The sequence below is a fragment of the Pseudomonas fontis genome (genome assembly GCF_028656955.1).
Lineage (GTDB): Bacteria > Pseudomonadota > Gammaproteobacteria > Pseudomonadales > Pseudomonadaceae > Aquipseudomonas > Aquipseudomonas fontis.
Genome location: NZ_JAMDGY010000013.1, coordinates 15,126 through 37,496, shown reverse-complemented (window position 1 = coordinate 37,496; position 22,371 = coordinate 15,126). Strand labels below are relative to the sequence as shown.

General features: G+C 60.2%; 26 protein-coding genes. 10 read left to right on the top strand and 16 right to left on the bottom strand.

Annotated features, from left to right (window positions below; all coding sequences use genetic code 11):
- Positions 1-12: 12 nt before the first annotated feature.
- The 5 genes from M5G11_RS04585 to M5G11_RS04565 form a co-directional block, all read right to left on the bottom strand.
- Positions 13-1,560: an FAD/NAD(P)-binding protein gene (locus tag M5G11_RS04585; protein WP_273909390.1), complete on the bottom strand. Its 1,548-nt coding sequence runs from the start codon at positions 1,558-1,560 to the stop codon at positions 13-15.
- A 45-nt stretch (positions 1,561-1,605) separates the two neighbouring features.
- Positions 1,606-3,123 (bottom strand): acyl CoA:acetate/3-ketoacid CoA transferase, encoded by a 1,518-nt coding sequence (locus tag M5G11_RS04580; RefSeq protein WP_273909389.1) that lies wholly within the window; start codon positions 3,121-3,123, stop codon positions 1,606-1,608.
- A 113-nt stretch (positions 3,124-3,236) separates the two neighbouring features.
- Positions 3,237-3,674: a cupin domain-containing protein gene (locus M5G11_RS04575; protein ID WP_273909388.1), complete on the bottom strand. Its 438-nt coding sequence runs from the start codon at positions 3,672-3,674 to the stop codon at positions 3,237-3,239.
- Complete coding sequence (locus M5G11_RS04570) at positions 3,671-4,054, bottom strand: hypothetical protein (protein ID WP_273909387.1); 384 nt, start codon at positions 4,052-4,054, stop codon at positions 3,671-3,673. The genes M5G11_RS04575 and M5G11_RS04570 overlap by 4 nt, the downstream gene beginning before the upstream one ends.
- Positions 4,055-4,058: 4 nt before the next feature.
- Positions 4,059-4,568, bottom strand: a complete 510-nt coding sequence (locus tag M5G11_RS04565) for an HPP family protein (protein WP_273909386.1) — start codon at positions 4,566-4,568, stop codon at positions 4,059-4,061.
- 119 nt (positions 4,569-4,687) lie between these two features.
- Here M5G11_RS04565 and M5G11_RS04560 point away from each other — a divergent pair, with 119 nt between their 5' ends.
- Positions 4,688-5,233, top strand: a complete 546-nt coding sequence (locus M5G11_RS04560) for a TetR/AcrR family transcriptional regulator (RefSeq protein ID WP_273909385.1) — start codon at positions 4,688-4,690, stop codon at positions 5,231-5,233.
- Between the two features lie 17 nt (positions 5,234-5,250).
- Here M5G11_RS04560 and M5G11_RS04555 read toward each other — a convergent pair whose 3' ends face one another.
- A complete protein-coding gene (locus M5G11_RS04555) occupies positions 5,251-6,273 on the bottom strand; it encodes a Leu/Phe/Val dehydrogenase (RefSeq protein ID WP_273909384.1) in 1,023 nt (340 codons plus the stop codon).
- A 116-nt stretch (positions 6,274-6,389) separates the two neighbouring features.
- On the opposite strand from M5G11_RS04555, the gene M5G11_RS04550 reads away from it, so the two are divergent.
- Complete coding sequence (locus M5G11_RS04550; protein ID WP_273909383.1) at positions 6,390-7,199, top strand: SirB1 family protein; 810 nt, start codon at positions 6,390-6,392, stop codon at positions 7,197-7,199.
- Between the two features lie 402 nt (positions 7,200-7,601).
- On the opposite strand, the gene maiA is transcribed toward M5G11_RS04550, so the two are convergent.
- The 3 genes from maiA to hmgA are packed head-to-tail and all read right to left on the bottom strand — an operon-like array spanning position 7,602 to position 10,837.
- A complete protein-coding gene (gene maiA / locus M5G11_RS04545; RefSeq protein ID WP_273909382.1) occupies positions 7,602-8,228 on the bottom strand; it encodes a maleylacetoacetate isomerase in 627 nt (208 codons plus the stop codon).
- Positions 8,229-8,240: 12 nt separating this feature from the next.
- The gene (gene fahA / locus M5G11_RS04540; RefSeq protein WP_273909381.1) at positions 8,241-9,533 is read right to left on the bottom strand and encodes a fumarylacetoacetase; all 1,293 of its coding nucleotides are present in this window, start codon (positions 9,531-9,533) and stop codon (positions 8,241-8,243) included.
- Positions 9,534-9,535: 2 nt separating this feature from the next.
- Complete coding sequence (hmgA, locus tag M5G11_RS04535; RefSeq protein WP_273909380.1) at positions 9,536-10,837, bottom strand: homogentisate 1,2-dioxygenase; 1,302 nt, start codon at positions 10,835-10,837, stop codon at positions 9,536-9,538.
- Positions 10,838-11,012: 175 nt separating this feature from the next.
- Here hmgA and M5G11_RS04530 point away from each other — a divergent pair, with 175 nt between their 5' ends.
- Positions 11,013-11,798: an IclR family transcriptional regulator gene (locus M5G11_RS04530; RefSeq protein WP_273909379.1), complete on the top strand. Its 786-nt coding sequence runs from the start codon at positions 11,013-11,015 to the stop codon at positions 11,796-11,798.
- Between the two features lie 394 nt (positions 11,799-12,192).
- Here the strand turns inward: M5G11_RS04530 and M5G11_RS04525 are convergent, their stop codons facing one another.
- The 4 genes from M5G11_RS04525 to M5G11_RS04510 all read right to left on the bottom strand — a co-directional run bounded on the left by M5G11_RS04525 (position 12,193) and on the right by M5G11_RS04510 (position 15,354).
- Entirely contained in the window at positions 12,193-13,101 is a 909-nt protein-coding gene (locus M5G11_RS04525; RefSeq protein ID WP_273909378.1) for an SDR family oxidoreductase, read from the bottom strand.
- 110 nt (positions 13,102-13,211) lie between these two features.
- Positions 13,212-14,117, bottom strand: a complete 906-nt coding sequence (locus tag M5G11_RS04520; RefSeq protein WP_273909377.1) for an alpha/beta fold hydrolase — start codon at positions 14,115-14,117, stop codon at positions 13,212-13,214.
- Between the two features lie 174 nt (positions 14,118-14,291).
- The gene (locus M5G11_RS04515) at positions 14,292-14,978 is read right to left on the bottom strand and encodes an LrgB family protein (RefSeq protein WP_273909376.1); all 687 of its coding nucleotides are present in this window, start codon (positions 14,976-14,978) and stop codon (positions 14,292-14,294) included.
- Positions 14,968-15,354, bottom strand: coding sequence for a CidA/LrgA family protein (locus M5G11_RS04510; protein WP_273909375.1), 387 nt, complete (start codon positions 15,352-15,354; stop codon positions 14,968-14,970). The genes M5G11_RS04515 and M5G11_RS04510 overlap by 11 nt, the downstream gene beginning before the upstream one ends.
- Before the next feature lie 96 nt (positions 15,355-15,450).
- Here M5G11_RS04510 and M5G11_RS04505 point away from each other — a divergent pair, with 96 nt between their 5' ends.
- Complete coding sequence (locus M5G11_RS04505) at positions 15,451-16,338, top strand: LysR family transcriptional regulator (RefSeq protein ID WP_273909374.1); 888 nt, start codon at positions 15,451-15,453, stop codon at positions 16,336-16,338.
- On the opposite strand, the gene M5G11_RS04500 is transcribed toward M5G11_RS04505, so the two are convergent.
- On the bottom strand, positions 16,339-16,794 hold the full coding sequence (locus M5G11_RS04500) for a flavodoxin (protein ID WP_273909373.1): 456 nt from the start codon (positions 16,792-16,794) through the stop codon (positions 16,339-16,341). It abuts the gene before it with no gap.
- A 130-nt stretch (positions 16,795-16,924) separates the two neighbouring features.
- Here M5G11_RS04500 and M5G11_RS04495 point away from each other — a divergent pair, with 130 nt between their 5' ends.
- Together M5G11_RS04495 and M5G11_RS04490 are read left to right on the top strand one after the other, a co-directional pair.
- On the top strand, positions 16,925-17,386 hold the full coding sequence (locus M5G11_RS04495) for a PAS domain-containing protein (protein ID WP_273909372.1): 462 nt from the start codon (positions 16,925-16,927) through the stop codon (positions 17,384-17,386).
- 67 nt (positions 17,387-17,453) lie between these two features.
- Positions 17,454-18,062: a hypothetical protein gene (locus M5G11_RS04490; RefSeq protein ID WP_273909371.1), complete on the top strand. Its 609-nt coding sequence runs from the start codon at positions 17,454-17,456 to the stop codon at positions 18,060-18,062.
- A gap of 7 nt (positions 18,063-18,069) precedes the next feature.
- Here the strand turns inward: M5G11_RS04490 and M5G11_RS04485 are convergent, their stop codons facing one another.
- On the bottom strand, positions 18,070-19,020 hold the full coding sequence (locus M5G11_RS04485) for a MerR family transcriptional regulator (protein ID WP_273909370.1): 951 nt from the start codon (positions 19,018-19,020) through the stop codon (positions 18,070-18,072).
- A gap of 215 nt (positions 19,021-19,235) precedes the next feature.
- Between M5G11_RS04485 and M5G11_RS04480 the strand changes: the two genes are divergently transcribed.
- From M5G11_RS04480 to M5G11_RS04465, 4 genes are all read left to right on the top strand, one after another.
- Positions 19,236-19,808, top strand: a complete 573-nt coding sequence (locus tag M5G11_RS04480; RefSeq protein WP_273909369.1) for a putative antibiotic biosynthesis monooxygenase — start codon at positions 19,236-19,238, stop codon at positions 19,806-19,808.
- Between the two features lie 90 nt (positions 19,809-19,898).
- On the top strand, positions 19,899-20,597 hold the full coding sequence (folM, locus tag M5G11_RS04475; RefSeq protein ID WP_273909368.1) for a dihydromonapterin reductase: 699 nt from the start codon (positions 19,899-19,901) through the stop codon (positions 20,595-20,597).
- Positions 20,598-20,625: 28 nt separating this feature from the next.
- Positions 20,626-20,922 carry a DUF1244 domain-containing protein gene (locus tag M5G11_RS04470; RefSeq protein WP_273909367.1) on the top strand — a complete coding sequence of 99 codons (297 nt, stop codon included), beginning with the start codon at positions 20,626-20,628 and terminating at the stop codon, positions 20,920-20,922.
- The gene (locus tag M5G11_RS04465) at positions 20,915-21,256 is read left to right on the top strand and encodes a HopJ type III effector protein (RefSeq protein WP_273909366.1); all 342 of its coding nucleotides are present in this window, start codon (positions 20,915-20,917) and stop codon (positions 21,254-21,256) included. Before M5G11_RS04470 ends, M5G11_RS04465 begins: the two co-directional genes overlap by 8 nt.
- A 103-nt stretch (positions 21,257-21,359) precedes the next feature.
- Here the strand turns inward: M5G11_RS04465 and M5G11_RS04460 are convergent, their stop codons facing one another.
- Complete coding sequence (locus M5G11_RS04460; protein ID WP_273925251.1) at positions 21,360-22,292, bottom strand: alpha/beta hydrolase family protein; 933 nt, start codon at positions 22,290-22,292, stop codon at positions 21,360-21,362.
- Between the last annotated feature and the right edge of the window lie 79 nt (positions 22,293-22,371).

Sequence of the window (22,371 nt, the reverse complement as noted above, 5' to 3'; positions counted from 1 at the left end):
CTTTCGAACGGATCAAAGCATGACACTGGCTCCGAAATGCTCATGTGTCTGCGTTGCGTAGGCACGCTCGGCCAGACGCGCAAAGTAATTTTCACAACACCGGTAGGCATGCGTAGAGTTAATGTCTAGCGCACTTGTGAAGAAAAACTCGCCATTGGTCAGCTCACCCACTACATGCAAGCCATCCTCGATCTGCCCGAGTGCATTGATCGCGCGATAGGACGTTCGATCAATACAAAGCCCGCCATAACTGTTCGGTGAAATGTAGTTGTGCGCCATGAGCTTTGAGATCAACGCAGAGTCTAGCCGGCTGATATCGCGCGGCGAGCCGGTAGCGTTGATCAGCTTGCCGTAGTGGCGTACCGCCCCGCCTTCCTCCTGAACAACAACTTCGTTAGCGGACGACGCAACAACCGTGTGCTGGCCTCGCACAAACCTCAGCTGCCCGGACGACAGGTAATTCAAAATCTTCTGGGCATTTTCAGAAGGAATGGACACGCGATAAGACATGAACACACTGAAGTACTTATCAATGAACATCTTCTTGTCCGCAGCCGAAAGTAATGCCCAGATCGTTCCCACTACCTTGTTGGTGGCATAGAGCACCGCCTGCCACGGGCGTGGGCAGGTAGACTTTTCTAACTCTTCCTTTAGAAAGGCCACGATGTCCTGAGGGGCTTGAGGCGCGACGAAATCACTACGGGTCATACCCCCCTGATGAGCAATCTCTTTCGTCACAAGCCCCACCAACTGATCAAGCGTCAGAGGTAAGCTCTTGCGTAACAGGTCATCGAAATAGTCCTCGGTCAGGTACCTAGGCACAATGCGCCCTTGGGTGCCGCGCACGGAAGGGAAATACCCACTGCGCGAATAGATAGTCACCTCCCCTTTGTGCCCATTTTCAAACAGCGCAATCACCGTATCGATACAGCTAAGTCGGGAACCTATGACGGCCACAGCGTCGTCAGAGCGAACCACGCTCGGCAATTGGGATACCGGATAGGGATGAGCAAGCATACTGGCTTCCTGCTGACCTTCTGCTTGCCTGGGCGCAAGTGTGCCACACATCATGAAGACACTTCCGCACTTGAGCGATACCCCGCAACTGGTATAAATCAAGTAACCCCGTAGCGTTCTGACGATATCCGTCACTTCCGCAAAAATCTGTACCACATTAACGCCAACCGCGGCAGCATCTTTGATCGACGTCTTGAATCGGTCTTTTAAATAAGCGCCAAACAGAGGCCGCGGCGCATAGGAGTCAGTGACCATGGCGAAATCAGGAAAACAACGTGAGACCATTGCCTTATTACTGCCCAGCCACTGAAAAAAATCGCCAGGCTTGTCAATGAATGGGCTAATCGACCCCGACTTGGTGTTGAGAATATTGCTGCTCAAATCTGAAGCATAGGCCACACCACAGCCAAACTCTTCGGACTTCTCAATTACATATAGTGTTTTAGGTGCACCTGGCGGGAGTGCTTTCATTTTTTCAGTGTAGTAATGTACAAACGCGAGACAGGTGGACCCCGCACCGACGATGCAAATAGTATCTTCCATAATACGACTCTTGACTGAAAGGAAAGTGAAAACGCTAAAGAGAAGTCAGATCACACACACAACTTCTTTTAGATCAATGGCCACATCAAAATGGAACGGCACGACATCCCGGATAATATCAATCCCCACGCCGGCAACGATTTCAACCAGTTCGATGCCACTTTCCGTCAGTTTAAACAGGCCGAATTCCGTAATGTAATGTACCTGTTGGCCTCGACGTAACGCCGTGTCTGCGTTGAACGTCAACTGCCCCACCTCATTGACAAACTTTGATATCTTGCCCTGCGTTACGTTGGTTACACGGCCCGCGGCATCGACACTCAAGGTATTGCCACGGGTTGTTGCCGTGCCGCAAAAATAGATATTTTTTGCGGTCTGGGAAATATTGATGAAGCCACCTGCGCCCGGTAACCGCTCGCCGAACTTACTGACATTGACATTGCCAAACCTGTCAACTTCACCAAACCCTAGAAATGAAACATCCAGGCCACCCCCATCATAAAAATCAAATAACGCAGCCTGCTCGACAATGGCCTGAGGGTTCAGTGAGGCACCAAATGAAAGCCCTTCATCGGGTACCCCACCCACCACGCCCGATTCGACGGTCAAGGTGAAATCCGCCACGCCAATCTTTTTCGCATAGGCACCGACGATCGCGGGGATTCCAATACCCAGATTAATATTTGCCCCAGGATAGTTCGCCAGCTCACGTGCGGCTCTGCTGGCAATAACGCGTTTGGCCATGGCAACTTCGTCTAGCGCTACAGGCGGCGCGTTGCCCGTTCGGCTGGTGTACGCCGCTTCGTAATGGCGCCCATAGGTTTGCGGATGTTCCGCGTCATCGGCGAGCACCACAAAATCGACAAGGAAGGAAGGCACCTTCACCTCGGCAGGCTTGAGGTTTCCAGATGCGGTGATTTTCTTCACCTGCACGATAACCTTGCCACCGCAGTTCTTTACGGCCTGCGCCTGAGCCATCGCATCCATGAAGGACGTTTCAGACTCGAACGAAATATTTCCACACTCATCAGATACGCTACCGCGCAAAAGCGCATAGTCGACCTTCATTGAGGGGTACAACAGGTAGTCCTCGCCCTTGATGCTGATCGGCTCAACAATCGGATCGGCACCGCTAGCACCAATAACGCCGCCCTCGATGGCAGGGTCTACAAAAGTCCCCAAGCCAATCTTGGTAATCAGGCCTGGCTCCCCCGCTGCAATTCTTGAAAACAGCTTGCTGATTGCACCTTGTGGCCAGTTATGGGCTTCAATTCGCCCTTCAACCGCCATTTTTGCCAGAGCTGGGCATAACCCCCAAAACCCCCCGATCGCTTTTTTTACCAGCCCATCCAATGCTAACTGGTCCAAGCCTTTGCCGGCTTTGTCGCCTTGCCCTGCTGCAAACAACAGCGTTAAGTTACTGGGCATGCCTGTTCGCAAAAATGAATCGCGTAATGCCTTCGTCAATACGTCAGGGTGGCCGCAACTACCAAAGCCCCCCGACACTAACGTTGCCCCATTGGTAATGAGAGCGGCCGCTTCCGATGCAGTAATGAGTTCCATATAAATACACGTGCCAGATATTATATTTGGTGTTAAGGCGCTGGGTAGTGTTTGAATCAGCCGACCGCTCAACAATCGCACGGCCGTGCGGAATCACGTTCAACCAGGACCGATCAGGTCAACTGTTTTACCGGCATGTCGCGAAATGCCAGAATGACGCAACCGGTCGTGGTGCGCATTTCATGGGTGGTTCCAGGTTCGCGGACAATCAATGTACCCGGGTGGTACAACACATCGTTTTCAACATATTCGCCTTTGAGCACCAATACTGTTTCATAGCCCACATGCAGGTGCTTGGGGGTGAACGCGCCAGGCAAATACTGCAGTATCGCGCAATCGGAACCGGATGGATCATCTTTACTGTTGTCGAAGATAGGGTGAATCAATACGTTTTTTCTTACCCCTGGCTGATACGGCTGGAATTCCAGATCGGGCAGGCAGGCCTCTCCCAGCCCCAAGTCAATTACCCGGTCACCAGGGGCATCAACCGTCGCGCTATCTTCAAGTAGCGTGCGGTGGACGATTGTTTTAAAAATCTCACTGACCTTCATTGTGCATTCCTTGCTGTTTGTGTTGTTCCATCGTAGCCCCAGAATCGGCCATCCAAACACGTAACCGAAATATAGTTTGGCGCGCCGCTTTTCATGCCCAGCTCACACCTAAGCATCGAATAGACTGCGCCGATCCAGGCATGAACCTCTACCGGATCATTGGTTTTTTCAGTGATCTTTATGTCCAGTGAAAACACCTGACGGTTTTCGTACACCTCGCCGGCCACATACCAATATGTGCCGGCGTCGGTAATTTTAACAACCGTCAACCCTGCGTTTTTTCCGAGAATCTTGTTGGTCAGCACTGTCAAATTATTAGCAATTACGTTCTTCACCGCCACGTCGACAGGGCACGACAAGTCCAAGCTTAGAATCGGCATGACATCACCAGTATTTGGGCCATTTATTGGCAGTGCTCGCATTGTTCAGCACCAGCGCTATCGCAACGAGAATCACCGAACTGACAGTGACCGGCATAAACAGAAAGTCCCAGTCGGCACCCCCCGCCAAGAGAATAACCAGCGGGTCCGCTCCCGCCGGTGCATGCAATGTTCGGGTAACTTGCATCAACGCGATGGCAGCGCCGACTGCAAGCCCCATATAAAGCGGAGTAACCCCCAAGTACTTGGCAACCACTATCCCGACAAAACTCGACAGCAGATGACCAACAATCACATTGCGTGGCTGAGCCAGCGGCGCATCGGGGGCGGCGAATAAAAGTACGCAGGTGGCCCCCAGAGGAGCCATCATGAACGGCAAGCCAAAGCTTTGTGTCAAAATTGCAATCACACTAATGCCCAGAAGCCCACCTATGAGACCATTCCACACCATCCTTGCGGCTGGCCTAGGTGGCAGAGGGCTTCCACCTGCCATTTTCCCAATGAACTTGAGCATTTCCACCTCCATAAGTAGACAGACCTGTCTGCCTTAAATTCGGCCGAACTATACCCGGTGATGGCATTATGATAAATTCATTTTATCTATTAATAACTAAATCTTAATAGGATTTGTAGATGGCAAAGCGTGATGAAATCCTCGCGACTGCACTGAGTCTTTTTTCGCGGCATGGCTACGCAAGCGTGGGTGTGGACAAAATAATTGCGGAGTCTGGCGTAGCAAAAATGACGCTGTACAAACAGTTCGGTACAAAAGAAGGGTTAATTGCCGAAGTATTAAAGCTTCGAGATGAACTGTTCATGGCCGATCTTTGCAAATATGTAAATGGTCATACCCGCGGCGTCAAAAGAATCAGCGCTATTTTTGAATGGCACCGACGCTGGTTTAAATCAAAGGAATTCAACGGCTGCATGTTCATCAAGGCATCTGAAGAGTTCAATAATTCCGTCCCTGAATTTACCGCGATCATGCGAAACCATAAACTGTCCATTCAAGCACTTATCCGCAACTGCCTGATTGAAGCGAACAGCGCTGAGATTGAGAAAAAGACGGCATTTATATTCATCTGTCTGGAGGGACTAACTGTTCACGCGAACATGTTCAAACCCGAAAACCTTATCGACAGTGTGCTGGAAACTGCGCTCGCGGTTGTCGCGGCGTAAGCGTCAGACGGGCCGCCTCAGGTGCTGTACACCAGCCGTTCCGCCAGCATCTGCGCCACCCGCGCTGGCGAGCGCTTTTCGGCCTGGGCATGGGCAAACACCTCGGTCAGCCGTGACGGAATACGCGCCAGGTGCGCCGTGATGGAGCCCAGGTCTGCGCCCTGGTGCTTGAGCGCCACATAAATCAGCCCGCCGGAATTGATGATGTAGTCCGGCGCGTAGAGAATGCCGCGGTTTTCCAACTGGTCGGCAATCTGCAGGGTGGTCAGCTGGTTGTTCGCCGAACCTGCCACCGCAGCGCAGCGCAACTGCATCACGCTCTGGCCGTTGAGCACCGCACCCAGCCCACACGGCGCAAAAATATCGCAGGGTGTACCGATCAAGGCTTCCGGGGCAATCGGGTGGGCATTGAACTGCTCCATCGCCAGTTGCACCTTGCCTGGGTCCAGGTCACTGACCAGCAGGTCCGCCCCGGCAGCGTGCAGCTGTTCGGCCAGGGCATAGCCGACATTGCCCAACCCCTGCACGGCCACCCGCAAGCCTTCCAGATTGTCGCTGCCCAGCCGGGCCATGGACGTGGCCCGAATACCTGCAAACACCCCCATCGCTGAATGTTGCGACGGGTCACCTGCTGCCGATGTGCTGGTGACGTGCAGGGTGGATTGGGCGATGCAGTCCATGTCCACGGTCGAGGTGCCGCTGTCGGTGCCGACAATGAAGCGACCATCCAGCGAATCGATGAAGCGGCCCAGTGCCTCGAACAGGGCTGCGCGGTTTTCGACGTGGGGGTTGCGGATGACCACGGCCTTGCCGCCGCCAAACGGCAGGCCAGCCAATGCGGCTTTGTAGGTCATGCCCTGGGCCAGACGAACGGCATCGCTCATGGCACTGTCGTCGTCGGGGTAGGCCAGGTAGCGGCAGCCGCCCATAGCGGGGCCGTGCTGCTCGCTATGGATCGCGATCACGGCTTTCAAGCCGGTGGCCGGATCGATACACAGGTGCAGTGACTGGGTGCGCGTGCTTTGCATGAGAGCGAACATCGCCAAGCCCTCGGGTCGCGGTGCTCCCACCAGTATAGGCGGCGCCGCGTTCCCTGCCGGGGCACTGGACGAAAGCCCGTGTCAGCGCTAAAACAAAAGCTTGATTGGAGATTGTCATGACCCCACGCCAAGCCTGCCTGGCCTGTCTAGATCGCAGCCCCGTTGCCCTGTTCGAGGCAGGGTTGTGGATGGCCGTGGAACATGACGCCAGCGTGCAACCGCGCCAGGTATTGGACGAACTGCATGCGCTGAGGCAAGACGTGAGCAGGGCCTTGCCGATGTTGCCGTTGAACGAGCTGGCCCAGCCGCTGTTGCGTCAGCTGTGTGCCATGGGCTTTCAGGAGGATGAGTATCACCCACTACGGCCTCAGGCGGCGTTGCTTGATCAGGTCATGCAGCGCCGGCGGGGGCAGCCTCTGACGCTGGCGATATTGACGCTGGAGCTGGCACAGGGATTGTCGATCCCGCTGGAGGGGGTGAATTTTCCGGGGCATTTTCTGCTCAGGGTGCCAGGGGCCGATCATCTGCTGGACCCCTGCGGTGGGCGGCGCCTGTATGCCAGCGATTGTCGCGAGCTGCTGGGGCGGCAGTTCGGGCCACAGGTGGCGTTGTCGGCAGAGCATCTGCTGACGGCCAGTGCGCCACAGATGTTGCAGCGCCTGTCGCGCAATCTACGGCAATTGCATGCGACGCATGATGATGACCTGGCGGCGCTCAAGGACGCCGAACGGGTGCTGCAGCTGGGGGCGCCCAGCGCCAGTGACTATTTGGCACGGGCCACGCTGTATCAGCGGTTGGGGTGCCCACAGGCCGAGCGGTATGACCTGGAACATGCGCTGTTGTTGAGTGATGATCCGATTCAGCAGTTGCGGTTGACGGAGCGTTTGAGTCACTTGCCGCCTGCTTCTTCGCCCTCTGTGCATTGAGGTTTTTTGCGGGGCGTGAACGGCGGGTCACTTTGGCAAACGCCGGTGTGCCGGCCCAGCCCAAAGTAACCAAAGGTCTGCCCCCCCATTCGGCCTCTGGAAGACGGGGCCGACAGATAAGATCAACGGCACAATTCGCTTCACTCTTGCTTTACGGTCTATCGCTTCTATGTAGCCGCTGCCGTCAGGCTGCGCTCGCCTGCATAGCAGGCGCCGCTTTGGGGAACCCTCACGGGCTCCAGCGCAGCCTGCCGGCAGCGGCTACAACAGGTTGTGCAAGACAGTCACTCTCCCAGTGTGCGGTTTTGCTATGCATGACGCACACTTTGGCGCCGTCAGAAGTGAGCCGCCGTAAAGGCGGAAGGGGCCCGAAAGCCCCCACACAAAATGGCTGCCCCCCAATCAGGGCGAATCAGGTTGCGCCGCAGGATGCGCCTGAACAAACGCCGGATGCTCCAGAGCCATCCCCGCCACCCGCCGAATCCTTGGGAAGGCCGTCAGGTCCGTAGCAAACCGCTCAGCCGCATACAGCTGCGGAATCAGGTAGACATCCGCCAACCCCGGCTCATCGCCAAAGCAGAACCCATGATCCCCGATCAACTGTTCAACAGCGGCCACCCCTTGGCCAATCCAGTGCCCGATCCACTGATTGACCTGTCCTTCGTCATGCCCCAACTGACGCAACTGATTCAACACACTGACGTTGTGCAACGGATGCACATCGCAGCCGATCAGCGCCGCCACACCGCGCGCCTTGGCCCGCTGCACCGCGTCCCCGGGCAGCAACGCCGGCTGTGGATAGGCCTCTTCCAGGTACTCGATGATCGCTGGCGACTGCACCAGCACATCACCCGACGCCACCCTCAGCGCCGGCACCCGCCCCTGCGGGTTGATCGCCGCGTACCCAGGTTCACGCTGCTCGCCCTTGAGCAGGTTGACCGGCAGGGACTGGTACTCCAGCCCCTTGAGCGCCAGGGCAATCCGCACCCGGTGCGACGAAGTCGAACGGTAATAGGTAAACAGATCCATTGCCCTGCCCTCTCAACGCGCTGGAACAACCTTGCCCCGGCACTCGCCAAAACCGATCGACGCCACACCGTCTCGCACGCAACGCGCACGCAGGATGATTTCATCGCCATCTTCGAGGAACTTGCGCACCTCGCCGCTGGCCAGCTCTATCGGCTCCTTGCCACCCTGGGTGATCTCCAGCAGGCTGCCGAACTGGCCAGGCTTGGCACCCGACAAGGTGCCCGAACCGAACAGGTCGCCCGACTGCAACTGGCAGCCGTTGACGCTGTGGTGCGCCACCATCTGCGCCACGGTCCAGTACATGCTCAGGGTGTTGCTCAGGGTCAGGCGATGCGCCGGCAGGTTCTGCTCACGCATGCGCTCAGTGATCAACAGCACCTCCAACTCGATGTCGAACGCACCATTGGCCTGGTCACGCTTGTCCAGCAGGTACGACAGCGGCTGCGGGTCACCTTCCGGACGCGCCGGCTGGGCGCAACGGAACGGCGCCAGCGCCTCGGCCGTCACCACCCATGGGGAAACCGTGGAGATGAAGCTCTTGGACAGGAACGGGCCCAGCGGCTGGTATTCCCAGGCCTGGATATCCCGCGCCGACCAGTCGTTGAGCAGGCAGAAACCAGCAATATGGTCGCCCGCCTCAGCCACCGGGATCGAATCGCCCATGTCATTGCCCTGGCCAATCCAGATGCCCAGCTCCAGCTCATAGTCCAGGCGTGCACACGGGCCAAAACTCGGCTCGGTCTGCCCGGCCGGCAAGGTCTGGCCCTTCGGACGCCGCACGTCGGTGCCAGACGGACGAATGGTCGAGGCACGGCCGTGATAACCAATCGGCACGTACTTGTAGTTCGGCAGCAGCGGGTTATCTGGACGGAACAGCTTGCCGACGTTCTTCGCATGCTCGATGCCGACATAGAAATCGGTGTAGTCACCGATCTGCGCCGGCAGGTGCAACTGGCAATCGGCAGCCGGATACAGCAGGCCCTTGAGCTGGGCCTGGTGCGGGCTGGTTTCGCCCAGCAGTTCCAACAGGCGCTCACGCAGTGCCACGCGCGCACCACGGCCCAGGGCGAAGTAGGCGTTCAGCGCACCACCCCGGGTGGCTTCGACAGCGCTACGCGCCTCGCCATCGAACAGGCCGGCAGCCAGCGCACCTTCCAGGTCGAGGATCGCATCGCCAATCGCGACGCCACAACGGCGTGGCTCAGTGGCGCGGCTGAAGATACCCAGCGGCAGGTTCTGCAGCGGGAAATCGCTATGCCCGTTGGCGTGCTCGACCCAACTGCGGGCAATGGCGGATTGATTCATGGTTATCTCCGATTCGGGGTGAAGGTGCTCGGCAAGGTAGCCCAGCAACTATCGTAGTCGGCCTGCAATTGCGGGCATTCAAGCGCATGGCGGGTCGGACGCAGCACCTGGCTGGTCTCGAACATGAAGGCCATGGTGTTGTCGATCTTGCTCGGCATCAGGTCCGCAGCGATGGCCTTGGAGCAGGTTTCCGCATCCGGGCCATGGGCGCTCATGCAGCTGTGCAACGAGCCGCCACCAGGCAGGAAGCCTTCGGCCTTGGCGTCATAGGCACCCTGGATCAGGCCCATGTACTCGTTCATCAGGTTGCGGTGGAACCACGGTGGACGGAAGGTGTTCTCGGCCACCATCCAGCGCGGCGGGAAGATCACGAAGTCGATATTGGCCATGCCCGGCACGCTGGTCGGCGAGGTCAATACAGTGAAGATCGACGGGTCCGGGTGGTCGAAACTGACCGTACCGATGGTGTTGAAGCGGCGCAGGTCATATTTGTACGGCACGTTGTTGCCGTGCCAGGCGACCACGTCCAGCGGCGAATGCTGCAACTGGCAGCCCCACAACTCGCCGCAGAACTTTTGCACCAGTTGCACCGGGCCCTGCTGCTCTTCGTAGTGCGCTACCGGGGCGAGGAAGTCGCGCGGGTTGGCCAGGCCATTGCTGCCGATCGGCCCCAGGTCCGGGATGCGCAGCGGTGCGCCATGGTTTTCGGCGATGTAGCCGCGCGCCTGGCTGTCCAGCAACTCGACGCGGAACTTCATCCCGCGCGGCAGCACGGCGATTTCCAGCGGCTCGACCTCAAGGATGCCCAGCTCGGTGACGATGCGCAGGCGGCCCTGCTCCGGCACCAGCAGCAGCTCGCCGTCGGCGTTGAAGAACACCCGCTCCATGGAACGGTTGGCGCAGTAGTTGTAGATGCTGATGCCGGCCGGCTTTTCAGACGCCGAGTTGGCGGCCATGGCGACCCAGCCATCGATGAAGTCGGTGGGCTCGCTCGGGATTTCCAGCGGGTTCCAACGCAGGCGGTTCGGCGTGACGGCGCCCAGCGGGCCACCGGCCAGCTGGCGCTCCAGGCGCGCGAATTTCGGGTGCAGTGCCGAGGGGCGAATGCGGTACAGCCAGGTACGGCGCAGCTCGCTGCGGGTCATGGTGAACGCAGTGCCGGATAGCAGTTCGGCGTACAGGCCGTAAGGGGCTTTTTGCGGGGAGTTCTGGCCTACCGGCAGGGCGCCGGGCAGTGCCTCGCTGGCGAATTCATTGCCGAAACCGCTCTGGTACGCGAGCGAAGTCGTGGAATCGAGGTTCATCGAGCCTCCAGGCCACCAAAGGGCCGGTTATGGCAGTTGGCTGCTCGCCTTGCCAGCGCTGACAGCACTTCTGCGTTATTGTTATCGTAATGACATTACGCATAACGTAATTTGATTACGAATAACCGTCAAGCTATAAAGACGCCCTCCCCTGAATCCCGGAAGCCTCCCCACCATGGCCAAAGCCAGCCCCCCCGCCGACAGCAACGGTAAACAGAAGGTCCGCTCGGCGGAGGTCGGTACCGACATCCTCAAGGCGCTGGCCCAGCTGTCGCCGGCGACTTCGCTGTCACGCCTGGCCGACCACGTGCAGATGCCGGCGAGCAAGGTCCACCGTTACCTGCAAGCGTTGATTGCCAGCGGCTTCGCCGAGCAGAACTCGGCCACCAACCACTACGGCCTGGGCCGCGAGGCGTTGCGCGTCGGCTTGGCGGCGCTGGGCGGGATGGATGTATTGAAGGTGGCCGCCATGCCGCTGTCGCAGTTGCGCGACGACCTGAACGAAAGCTGCTTCATTGCGGTGTGGGGCAACCATGGCGCAACCGTGGTCAATATCGAGCCGGCGGTACGCGCGGTCACGGTGGTCACCCAGATCGGCTCGGTATTGCCGCTGCTCAGTTCGTCCACCGGGCTGGTGTTTGGTGCCTACCTGCCCGAGCGCGAAACCATCGAACTGCGTGATGAAGAGCTGGCCGTGCTGGGGCAAAGCGCCAGCCATTACGACGCGCTGTTCGCGCAGATCCGCGAACAGGGTTTGCACCATGTGCATGGTTTGTTGATGCCGGGGGTGGACGCCTTGTCTGCGCCGGTGTTCAACGCGGTGGGCAAGGTTGTCGCGGTGCTGACGGTGGTGGGGCCGACCTCGATTTTCCACGCTGACGAGCAGGGCCCGGCTGCGCAGCAGTTGCTGGCCACGGCACAGGCGATCAGTTGGCGGATGGGCTACGAAGCAGCACAGTGATCCGATTTGGTGCACTGTTACTGCAATCGCAACAGTGATTGTCACAAAGGGCTATTTTTCTGACGCGGCGGTCTGACTATTCTTACCTGGCTTGCAGCGAATACCCCATTCGCGAAGCACAGGCCGACGGTTCTTGCTGATTAATGCCAGGTTAATCCTCTCCCCCTAGAGTGCTCCCCTGACACGCTGGATCGTCGCCCTTCAGGTTCACCGACGTTGATTTTGAAGCTCCTTGATCTACGTCTTACTTGGCCGCTGCGTTTGCAGCGGCCTTTTTTATGGGCGACGTCCCCACTGTGGGAGCCGGCCTTGCCGGCGATGGGCTGCGTAGCGGCCCTGGAAGCATCGCCGGCAAGGCCGGCTCCCACAGGGTCCGCAGTACAGTTAAAAGTTCTCAGCCATGCTTGTGCAGATTCGCCATCATCTGCGCCAGCGCCTCCAGGCTGTCCTTGGGATGCACCGCGCCTTCGAAGTCGCCGATCTGCGCCCAATTGGCCGCCACATCCTCAACACTGAAACCGGCCTTCGGATCAAAACCAACGCCCAGGCTGCGTTCCCAGCGCGTCTTGCCGATCCAGCCGCCGCCCACTTCAAACAGCTGCCCGCTGTCCTGGCACTGCTCACTGCCCAAAAACACCACCAGCGGGCTGATCAGCTCAGGCTTCAACTGCTCGAACACCTGCGGCGGAATCAGCCCCTCGGTCATCCGCGTGCCCCCGGTGGGCGCAATGGCGTTGACCAGGATGTTGTGCTTGCGCCCTTCCAGTGCCAGCGTACGGGTCAGCCCGTACAGGCCCAGCTTGGCCATGCCGTAGTTGGCTTGGCCAAAATTGCCGTAGATCCCCGAGGTGGAACTGGTGAAGATCACTCGGCCCCAGTTCTGCTCGCGCAAATGCGGCCACGCCGCATGGGTCAGCTTGAAGGCACCCTCGACATGCACGCGGTACACCTGGTCCCAATCGGCGTCTTCCATCTTGTGGAAGGTCTTGTCACGCAGGATCCCGGCGTTGTTCACCAGTACATCGACGCGGCCAAACTCATCCAGTGCCTGCTCGACAATGCGCTGGCCGTCCGTGACCGAGTCATGGTTGGCCACCGCCGTGCCGCCCGCTTCGCGGATCTGCGCTACTACGCGGTCCGCCGCCGAGGCATTGGCCCCTTCACCGTGGGTCGAACCGCCCAGGTCGTTGACCACTACCTTCGTCCCATGCTGCGCGAACAGTAGCGCATGGGCCCGTCCCAGACCGCCGCCGGCCCCCGTGACAATCACCACTTTATCTTCCAGGCGCACCGATTCGCTCATGACAGTTCTCCACCAAGGCTAGAAACAAGACAGGCAGTGTCGGCCAGCGCCCAGCCCCGGGCAATCAACCGGGTGGGCGCTGAATGGCAGGCAATAAGGCAGCGGGATGGTCAGGACCAGGCCACTTTCTGCAAAAGGCTGGGTAACGGCTGCTGCCGGAACGCCAGGTAATGACGCAGCACCTGTATCGGCGCTTCGGTGTGCGGGTAATGCCCGATGCCCTGCAACAGCACGGTGTCAGGGTTGGGCACCAGTTCGTGGTAACGCTCGACCATGTGGATACCCGATACCGGGTCCACGGCACCGTTGATGAAGCGTAGCGGAACACCCTCAGCCTGCACGGCGCCGACCCAACGCTGGCGGTTGGCGATGCGCTCCGGCAAGTAGGCCATCAGCTTGTGCATGATGCGGTTGCCACGGTTCGAGGCCACCAGGCTCCAGTAGTCGTCCAGCGCACTTTCACTGGGATGGGTGCAGGGGCCATAGATCTGGCTGATATTACGCACCAGGTCGTCGCGCCCGAACGAGCGCGCCACCAGCCAGCCCAAGGGGCTGAGCATGAGCTTCTGGATCAGCAGCGCACGGTGCGCCTCGGGGAACAACCCGGCATTGAGGAAGGCGCAACTGCCGATCTGTGCATCGCCGTCGTGGTGCCGGGCGAGCAGTTCCTGGGCAACCGTGGCACCGTAATCATGCCCGAGCAGGTGCACCGGTTCTTCGACATTCAGGTGTTGCAGCAGCGCCTGGAGCAGATCGGCCTGTTCGAACAGGCTGTACTCATGCTGCGCCGGCTTGGCCGAATCGCCAAACCCGAGCATGTCGCAGGCAATCACGCGAAAGCGCTGGGCCAGAGGTTGCCACAGGTAATGCCAATCCCAGCTGGCTGTGGGGAAACCGTGAATCAATAGCAGCGGCTCTCCTTGCCCTGCTGTCCAGTAACGAATGCTCTGGTTGCGGAAGGTGAAGTTCAAACCCCGGGTCCGCCAAACGCAGAGAGGTATCTCGGCCAGTGGCATCGCTAGGATCTCGGTTGATGGATATGACTACGGGTGTTGGGCAAGGCGTTGGCTGACATTGCGATCACCTCGGCACTTGAATGTGCTCTGGTTAGCAGTCTAATCAGGAGTGTCCATAGCGTGAGTTGCGTTGGCAGCCAACGCATTGACCTTGCGAGTCAGGGCCGAAAATAATCACAGCAATGCGCTCAAAAGCGGCGCCGCAAACAGATTGAGCAAACCCGTCAGCACCATCACAAGCCCCGCGACAGAGCCTTCCTCACCCCCCACCTCATGGGCCCGGCTGACCCCGGCACCATGCGCCCCCACGCCAAACAACGCGCCACGGGCCAGGGGTGTGCGCAGCGGCAGGTACTTGAGCAACACCCCACCGAACATCGCCCCGAGCACACCCGTGAACATCACGAACACCGCCGTCAGCTCCGGCACACCGCCCAGGTCTTGCGCCAGCGGCATGGCGAAGGGCGTGGTGATCGAGCGCGGCAGCAACGACAGGCTCACCGCGCTGTCCAGCGACAAGGCATGGGCCAGGGCCCAGGAGCTGCCAATTGAAGCGGCGCTGCCGAACAGCATGCCCAGGCCCAACGCCGGCCAGTGCCGCGCGAGCAAGGCGCGTTGCTGCCAGATCGGCACGGCGAAGGCCACGGTAACCGGGCCCAACACGGCCATCAGCCAATGGGTGTTGCGCGCGTATTCGGCGTAGGCGGTATGCAGCGGCACCGCAACGGCCAGCAGCACCACTGGCGCCAGGATCAGCGGCGACAGCAGATAGCGGCCAGTGCGCCGGTACAGCCAGCGGCTGCCGAGGTAAGCCAGCACGGTCAGCGCCAGCCAGAACAGCGACATCGGCTCAAGCGTCATGGCGCATGCTCCAGCGGCACACCCATTCCACCGTGAACGCGGTCACCAGCATCACCAGCAAGGTGCTCACACCGATCACCAGCAGGATGCGCCAGCCCTCATCACGCAGCAGCGTGCCGTAGTCGAGCAGGCTCATCAGCGCGGGGATGAAAAACAGCAGCATCTCGGCCATCAACAGGCCGGCACCCAGTTGCAGGGTCGCGGGCTTCACCCAGCCGGTGGCGAAGACCATCAGCAACAGCGCCATGCCGATCACCCCGCCGGGGATCGGCCAGTCAAGCCAGCCAGCCAACAGGCCACCCAGCAGATAGAGGGCAAGCAGCACGCCCAACTCGGCGAGCAGGCGCAGGGATTTTTTCAGGAAAGCGGCGTTCATCGAAGGGTTCCTCACAGGCCTTCATTGTAGAAATACCGCTAACATGCAAAAAGCGAATTGTTAGACTGAACAACATTCCAAAATGGAATTCAGCGAATGGAATTCAAACAGCTACGCAGTTTTATCGAAGTGGTCCATCGCGGCGGCTTTACCCAGGCCGCCCTCACCCTGCACATCAGCCAGTCGGCGGTGAGCAAGCAGGTCGCCCAACTGGAGCAGAGCCTGGGCGTGATGCTGCTGGAGCGACATGCTTCGCAGCTGCACCTGAGCGATGCCGGCAAGGTGGTGCTTGAGCGCGGCGAAGCCATGCTGCGCCTGCGTCAGGAGATGCAGAACGAACTCGACGACCTCGGCCAACTGGCCCGTGGCGAGCTGCGCCTGGGCCTGCCCTTGATTGGCGGCGACGCGGTGTTTGCAAAAATCTTTGCCGAGTACCGCCAGCGCTACCCGAACATCAAGGTGCAGTTGCTTGAAGGCGGCAGCCGCAGCGTCGAACAAGCGGTACTCAGTGGGGAGCTGGAGCTGGGGGGCAGCCTGACCTCGAACAACCCGGCCTTCGGCTACCAGCCTTTTTGCAACGAACCCCTGGATGCCCTGCTGCCCACCGACCACCCCTTGGCCACTCAGCCGTCGGTCAGCCTGGGGCAACTCGCCGATACACCGTTCCTGCTGTACCAGCGCAGCTTCGTGCTCAACGACCGTTTGCTCAGCGCCTGCCATGCCCTGGGCTTTACCCCCAGGGAAGGTGGCCGCAGCGGCCAGGCCGATTTTCTCGCCGCCCTGGTGGCGGCCGGGCAAGGCGTGGTGCTGCTGCCCAGCGTGGTGGCGCGCGCCCTGGAACGGCCCGGGGTGGTGCGCCTGACCTTGAGCGAACCCAGCGACCTGCGCTGGGACCTGGCTTTTATCTGGCGGCGCGATGCCTACCTGTCACGCGCCGCCCAAGCCTGGCTGCAACTGCTGCGCGAACACACGCCAGCGCCGTGATCAGCTCTGGAGCTTGGCGGCAAACTCTGCCAGCCATGGCTCGGCGTCGGTTTCCGGGGTGACGGTTTCGCTGGCGTCCAGGCGCAGCATCGGCAGCACCTCGTTGATGCCCAGCTCGGCGAACAGTTCACGCAGCTGCTCGCCGCCACCGCAGAAGGTGTCGCCATAGCACGAGTCGCCCAGGCCGATTACCGCGCCCGGCAGGCCGCGCCATGCCGCTGGCAGCACATCGCGGATCTCGCTGAACAATGGCATGAAGTTGTCTGGCAGTTCACCCATGCCGGTGGTCGAGGTGACCGCGAGGAACGCTTGCGGGGCGAAGCCCTGGACGTCCTGCAGGGTGGCGCGGGAAGCATGCCAGGCCTCGAAGCCTGCGGCCTTGAGCAGTGATTCGGCATGGCGTGCAACTTCGTCGGCGGTCCCATAGACCGACCCGGAAAGGATGGCGACTTTCATAGCAGATTCCGAAACTGAGTAAAAACGTAGGATACTAGCACCCGACGCTGGCAAAAGGCCTTATCGGCTAAGGTCCAATGCACTAGAATCCCGTGAAAATGCTCTCATTCCCCCTTTCCTGGTCGGCCCGATGATCAACGCAAAATTGTTGCAACGCATGATTGATGCCTCCAACGACGGCATCGTGGTCGCCGAGCAGGAAGGCGATGAAGACACCATCCTGATCTACGTGAACCCGGCGTTCGAACGCCTGACGGGCTTCCAGGCCAACGACATCCTCTATCGCGACTGCCGCTTCCTGCAGAGCGAAGACCGCGACCAGCCCGCCCGCCAGCTGATTCGCCGAGCGTTGGAAAGCGGCCAGCCGTGCCGGGAAATCCTGCGCAATTACCGCAAGGACGGCAGCCTGTTCTGGAACGAACTGTCGATCACCCCGGTATTCAACGAGGCCGATCAGCTCAAGTACTTCATCGGCGTGCAGAAGGATGTCAGCCAGCAGGTCGCCACTGAACAGCGGGTGATCGAACTGGAGAAGCAGCTGGCCGACGCCAACGCAAGGATCGCTGCCCTGGAAAACGACCAACGGTCTTAACAAACCGACGAAATCGTTGTCCATCACCGTGACGCATACGCATTCCTGATTTTCACCGAGCACGATCATGCAAGCAGATGCCCTCCTGACCCAGGCTGAGCTGGACTTCATCCAGACCATGCACCGTTCGCCACAGTTGAACCTGGCCGATGCCACATCGACCTTGCGGCTCAATGGTGGCAGTGAGGTGCAGGAGCTGCTGACCCGGTTGATCGCCCAGGAGCAGGTAACCTTGCAGGCGCAGTTCGACAACCAGCAGATGACTTTCCCGCTGGAACTGATCGAAGACGAATTCCATGCCGTGCACCTGAAGCTCGGGGCACCAAGCATCTTTGAAGACGGGCCAATGATGCGCCCGTGGCGCCTGACGCTGGACACCCCGGTGGCGCTGGAAGACGAGCTGGGCCTGAGCACCGACTTCAAGGTACGGGAAATTTCCTTCAAGGGTGTGCTGCTGGAACTGCCGCAGGGCAGCGAAGCGCCGAAAACCTTCAGCCTGTGGTTCGCCCCCGGTGGTGATGCGCCGATAGCCCTGCAAGGCACCCTGCAACGACGCACGGCCGAAGGCCTGGCGGCATACCGGCTGAGCCAGCGCGAGAGCGAAGAGATCGAGCGTCTGCGCCAGTACATCCTGCAACAACACCGCCGCGCCCATCCCGAGCTGCACACCGACTAGTCGGCCCTCAGCTGTCCAGGTGACCTGCCAGGTATTGCTGCAGGCGCCGACGCATCAAACGCCCTTCACTGCCCAGACAGGCAATCTGCGAATGGATCAACGTGTCCTGGGCCAGGTCCGACGCCTCGCCGGCAAACAGCAGCGCACAATCGAGGGTCATGGCCAGACGCGCCAGGCGCTTGGGCAAATCGGCGGCAGGCGGATGGTTGGAAAACAGCACCAGCGCATGTGGCGCCATGCGCTCGCAAACCAGGCTCAACTCTTCTACCGGCTGCCCCAGCGCCAGCACTGACACGGCGATCTCACTGGTGCCGAGCATCAACGCCGCCACCAGCAACTCCAGCTCCCGACACTGCCCCGGAATGGCCGCCAGCACCACGCTGACTTCCTGCTGGTCACGGGCCCTCTGCAAACGTTGCGCTACCCGCGCGCGCAAGAAACCGTCGAGGAACAGCCATTCACTGACCCGACCGAAACCGTCGTGGGCGACCCGCAGTTCCTGCCAGACCGGCATGAGGATGTCCTGGAACACCACCACCTGTGGATAACTGGCGAAGATCTGGCCGTAGGCCTGCTCCAGCCGGCGTTCATCAAAGGCCGTGACGGCCTGGCGAATTTGCGCCTGGCACTGCGCCCAGTCATTCGCAGCACCGGTGGCCTGCGGTTCTGCCACCTGTTCCTTGAGGCTGTGGCTTTTGGCGAGAATGCGCCCCACCTTGCTGACCGCGACGCCGCGCTCGATCCAGCCGAGGATGCTGCGCACCTCGTCGATATCGGCGCGGGAATACAAACGGTGCCCACTTTCGGTGCGTGTTGGCTGAATCAGCCCATAACGGCGCTCCCAGGCACGCAGCGTGACCGGGTTGATGCCGGTCAAACGCGACACTTCGCGGATCGGAAACAGCTCTTCGTGGTCGAGGCCGTCGTGGGTCAGTGAGGTGGAATCGGGGTGACTCATCGCCGAAAGGCCCTGTTTCTGGGGACAGAGGCGATTCTACCGCGCAATGTCGAACCGTCACCAACTCTGCGTAAGCTGACCTGTGATCGGCCAGCACTGACGAGTCAGCTTATTTGCGGAATAATCCTTGCTTGCTATCCGACGCAGCCTACCACCCCAGGCTGCGTTTCATGGGCGCGCTTACCCCGCTGCGGCCATTTGCCTGGAGATACACGATGTCTACCCCTCCCGTTACCCTGATGGTCGCGCGCCGCGTCGCCGATGGCCGTTATCAGGACCTGATCGCCTGGCTGCACGAAGGCGAGCTGCTGGCCACCGACTTTCCCGGCTACCTGGGTTCCGGCGTGCTTGCCCCGCCCCCGGGTGGCGACGAATTCCAGATCATCTTCCGTTTCGTCGACGAAAAAACCCTGCACGCCTGGGAGTTTTCCGCCTCGCGCAGCGCCTGGCTGAGCCGTGGCAATGGCCTGTTCCTGCAACCCTCGGAACACCGCGTGAGCGGCATCGAAGGCTGGTTTGGCAGCCACCCTGCGCAACGCCCTCCGCGCTGGAAGCAGGCCGTGGCGATCTGGCTGGCGTTCTTCCCGGTGTCACTGGCCTTCAACCTGCTGTTCGGCCACTGGCTGGCCGAGTTGAGCCTGCTGCCGCGCGTACTGCTCAGCACCCTGGGCCTGACGCCCCTGATGGTGTATTTGTTCATCCCGCTGTCCACCCACCTACTGGCCAACTGGCTCAACGCCAGCGCGCAGCCAGCGGCGCCGCAGGGCAGTACGCTCGGCAGCCGCTGAGCCCCGCCGCCGGGGGCGGCCATCGGCACAGAGTTCGGGTATGCTGGGGCCAACCCATGCGAACCTCTGATGAAGTTGACCGTCCACACCATGAACAGCCCAATCCTAGTTACCGGGGCCAGCCAGCGAGTCGGGCTGGCACTGGCACTGCAACTGGCGCAGGCCGGCCATACGGTCGTCACCGCCAGCCGCAGCACAATCACTGAAGCAGCCCACCCGAACATCATCCCGTTCCAGGCCGACCTGTGTGTAGAGCAGGACCGCCTGGCGTTGATCGATCATTTGCGCAGCCACTATGACGGCCTGCGCGCGATCATCCACAACGCCTCCTTGTGGCTCGACGACGACCTGGCCAACCTGAACACCATGTTCAAGTTGCATGTCGAGGCGCCGTACCACCTGAACCTGGCGTTGGGCGAGCAGCTGCTGAAGCTGGAAAAATCCGACATCATCCACATCTGCGACGAGACCTCCTCGCGGGGCAGCAAGAGCCATATCGCCTATGCCGCGACCAAGGCGGCGCTGCAGAACATGGTGCTGTCGTTCGCCGAGAAATATGCGCCGACGGTGCGGGTCAATGCGATCCTGCCGGGCTTGTTGATGTTCAAGGAAGACGGTGACGAGGCTTACCGCCAGCAGACCCTGAAAAAGGCCCTGCTGGAGTTCGAGCCGGGGGCGCAGCCGCTGATCGAGGCGGTGCTGTTCCTGCTTGAGAGCCAGTACAGCACCGGCAGCAACGTGGTCATCAATGGTGGCCGCCACCTGAAGAACCGTATCGCTGCGTCGTGATACCTGTCGTTTTGCCTAGAGAATGCCCATGACCCCGCAAGAACAACTCGAACTTGAAGCCGCAGCGTTCCGCCGCCTGGTGGAGCACCTGCGCAACCGTACCGACGTGCAGAACATCGACCTGATGAACCTCTCGGGTTTCTGCCGCAACTGCCTGTCCAAGTGGTACAAGGCGGCGGCTGACGAGCGTCAGCTGGAGGTGAGCCTCGATGAGGCGCGTGAAGTGGTCTATGGCATGCCGTACGACCAGTGGAAGAGCCAACACCAGAAAGAAGCCAACGCTGACCAGCAAGCGGCGTTTGCCAAAGGAAAAACCCATGACTGATTTGAATACCCTGCGTTCCAGCCTTGCCAGCGGCGAGCACGTGTTTGCCGACACCCTGGCGTTTGTCGCTGAGCACTATGAATACCAGCCACAGGCGTTCAACAACGGTGGCGTGGAAAACGCGGCCGGGCAGAACGAGGGGTCGTGCAAGACCTTGGGCATGGCGGTGCTGGAAGGGCTGAGCGATCAAGAGGCGTTGTTGGCCTTTGGCGAGCACTACCGTTCGGTGCTGGCGACGCCTGAAGGCAGCGACCATGGCAATATTCGTGCGCTGATGGTGCATGGCTTGGCGGGTGTGCACTTTGCCGGGCAGCCGTTGCAACGCAAGGCCTGAAGCCAGCAAGCGATCCTGTGGGAGCCGGCCTTGCCGGCGATGCAAGGCACAGCCTTGCCATGGGGGCTGCGGCCCATCGCCGGCAAGGCCGGCTCCCACAGGTTTACAACGGTGCCTGGATCAATGTTCCAGGGGCTTCAGTTGAAACCTCCCCCTGGCGCAACCAGCCCAACGCAATCGGCCATAACCGCGCCTCGAACCGGCTATGGAAAAACGCAAAATGCCCCACCTCGCGCTCACCGATTTCCCTGGGTGAAATCCGTAAATGCACGCGCCGGCTCTGCTCGAAATACCCCAGCAACCGCTCAATCGCCGCCACCGTGCCAAACGGATCATCGGTCAGGCTGATCGCCAGGATTGCAGCTTTCCCCCCCCCCGCCGGCAACCGCCCCAAACCCTGCCCACTGGGCCTGAGCTCATAACGATGAGTCCGCGTCGTCCAGTCGCGCACCACCCCTGCCGGGGTATCCTCCATCCAGCCCAGGCGCTTGCCGGGAAAATACCCGTACAACCGTGTGAGCAAGGGCATCGCCACATGCCACTTGGCCAACAACTGCAAACGCTGGCCCAGTGCATAATCCCGCCAATAGGCAAACTGCGCGCCCATGGTCACCACCCGGCGTACCTGGGTAGCCGTCGGCGCCAGCGCCAGCGCACACCCTCCAAAACTGTGCCCGACCACATCAATCGGCTGCCCGGCAAACTCGCGCCGAGCCCGCCCCAGCATCGCCTCGAAATCCACCGCGCCCCAATCCGACCACGACGCCGCAAACCCGCGCAACGACGTCGGCCGCGACTCGCCGATCCCGCGGTAGTCATAGGTCAGCACATCAAAGCCATGGGCATACAGGTAATCGGCAAAGCGCGAATAGAACCGGCAACGCACTGACGTCGCCGCATTGATGATGACCACAGCGCGCTGCGGGTCCGGCTCGGCATGCTGCCAGACGAAACCACCGAGGCTGAAACCATCCCCCGCCACTTCACGAAACGGCTGGCCGACACACGCGGCGCGGATCACTTCCTGTTGCGTCATGGCGCCTCCCGAGTGCGCTTGTCGAGCGTCCAAGCATACGCCGGAAAACAAAAACACGGCGACCACGTCAAGCGGCCGC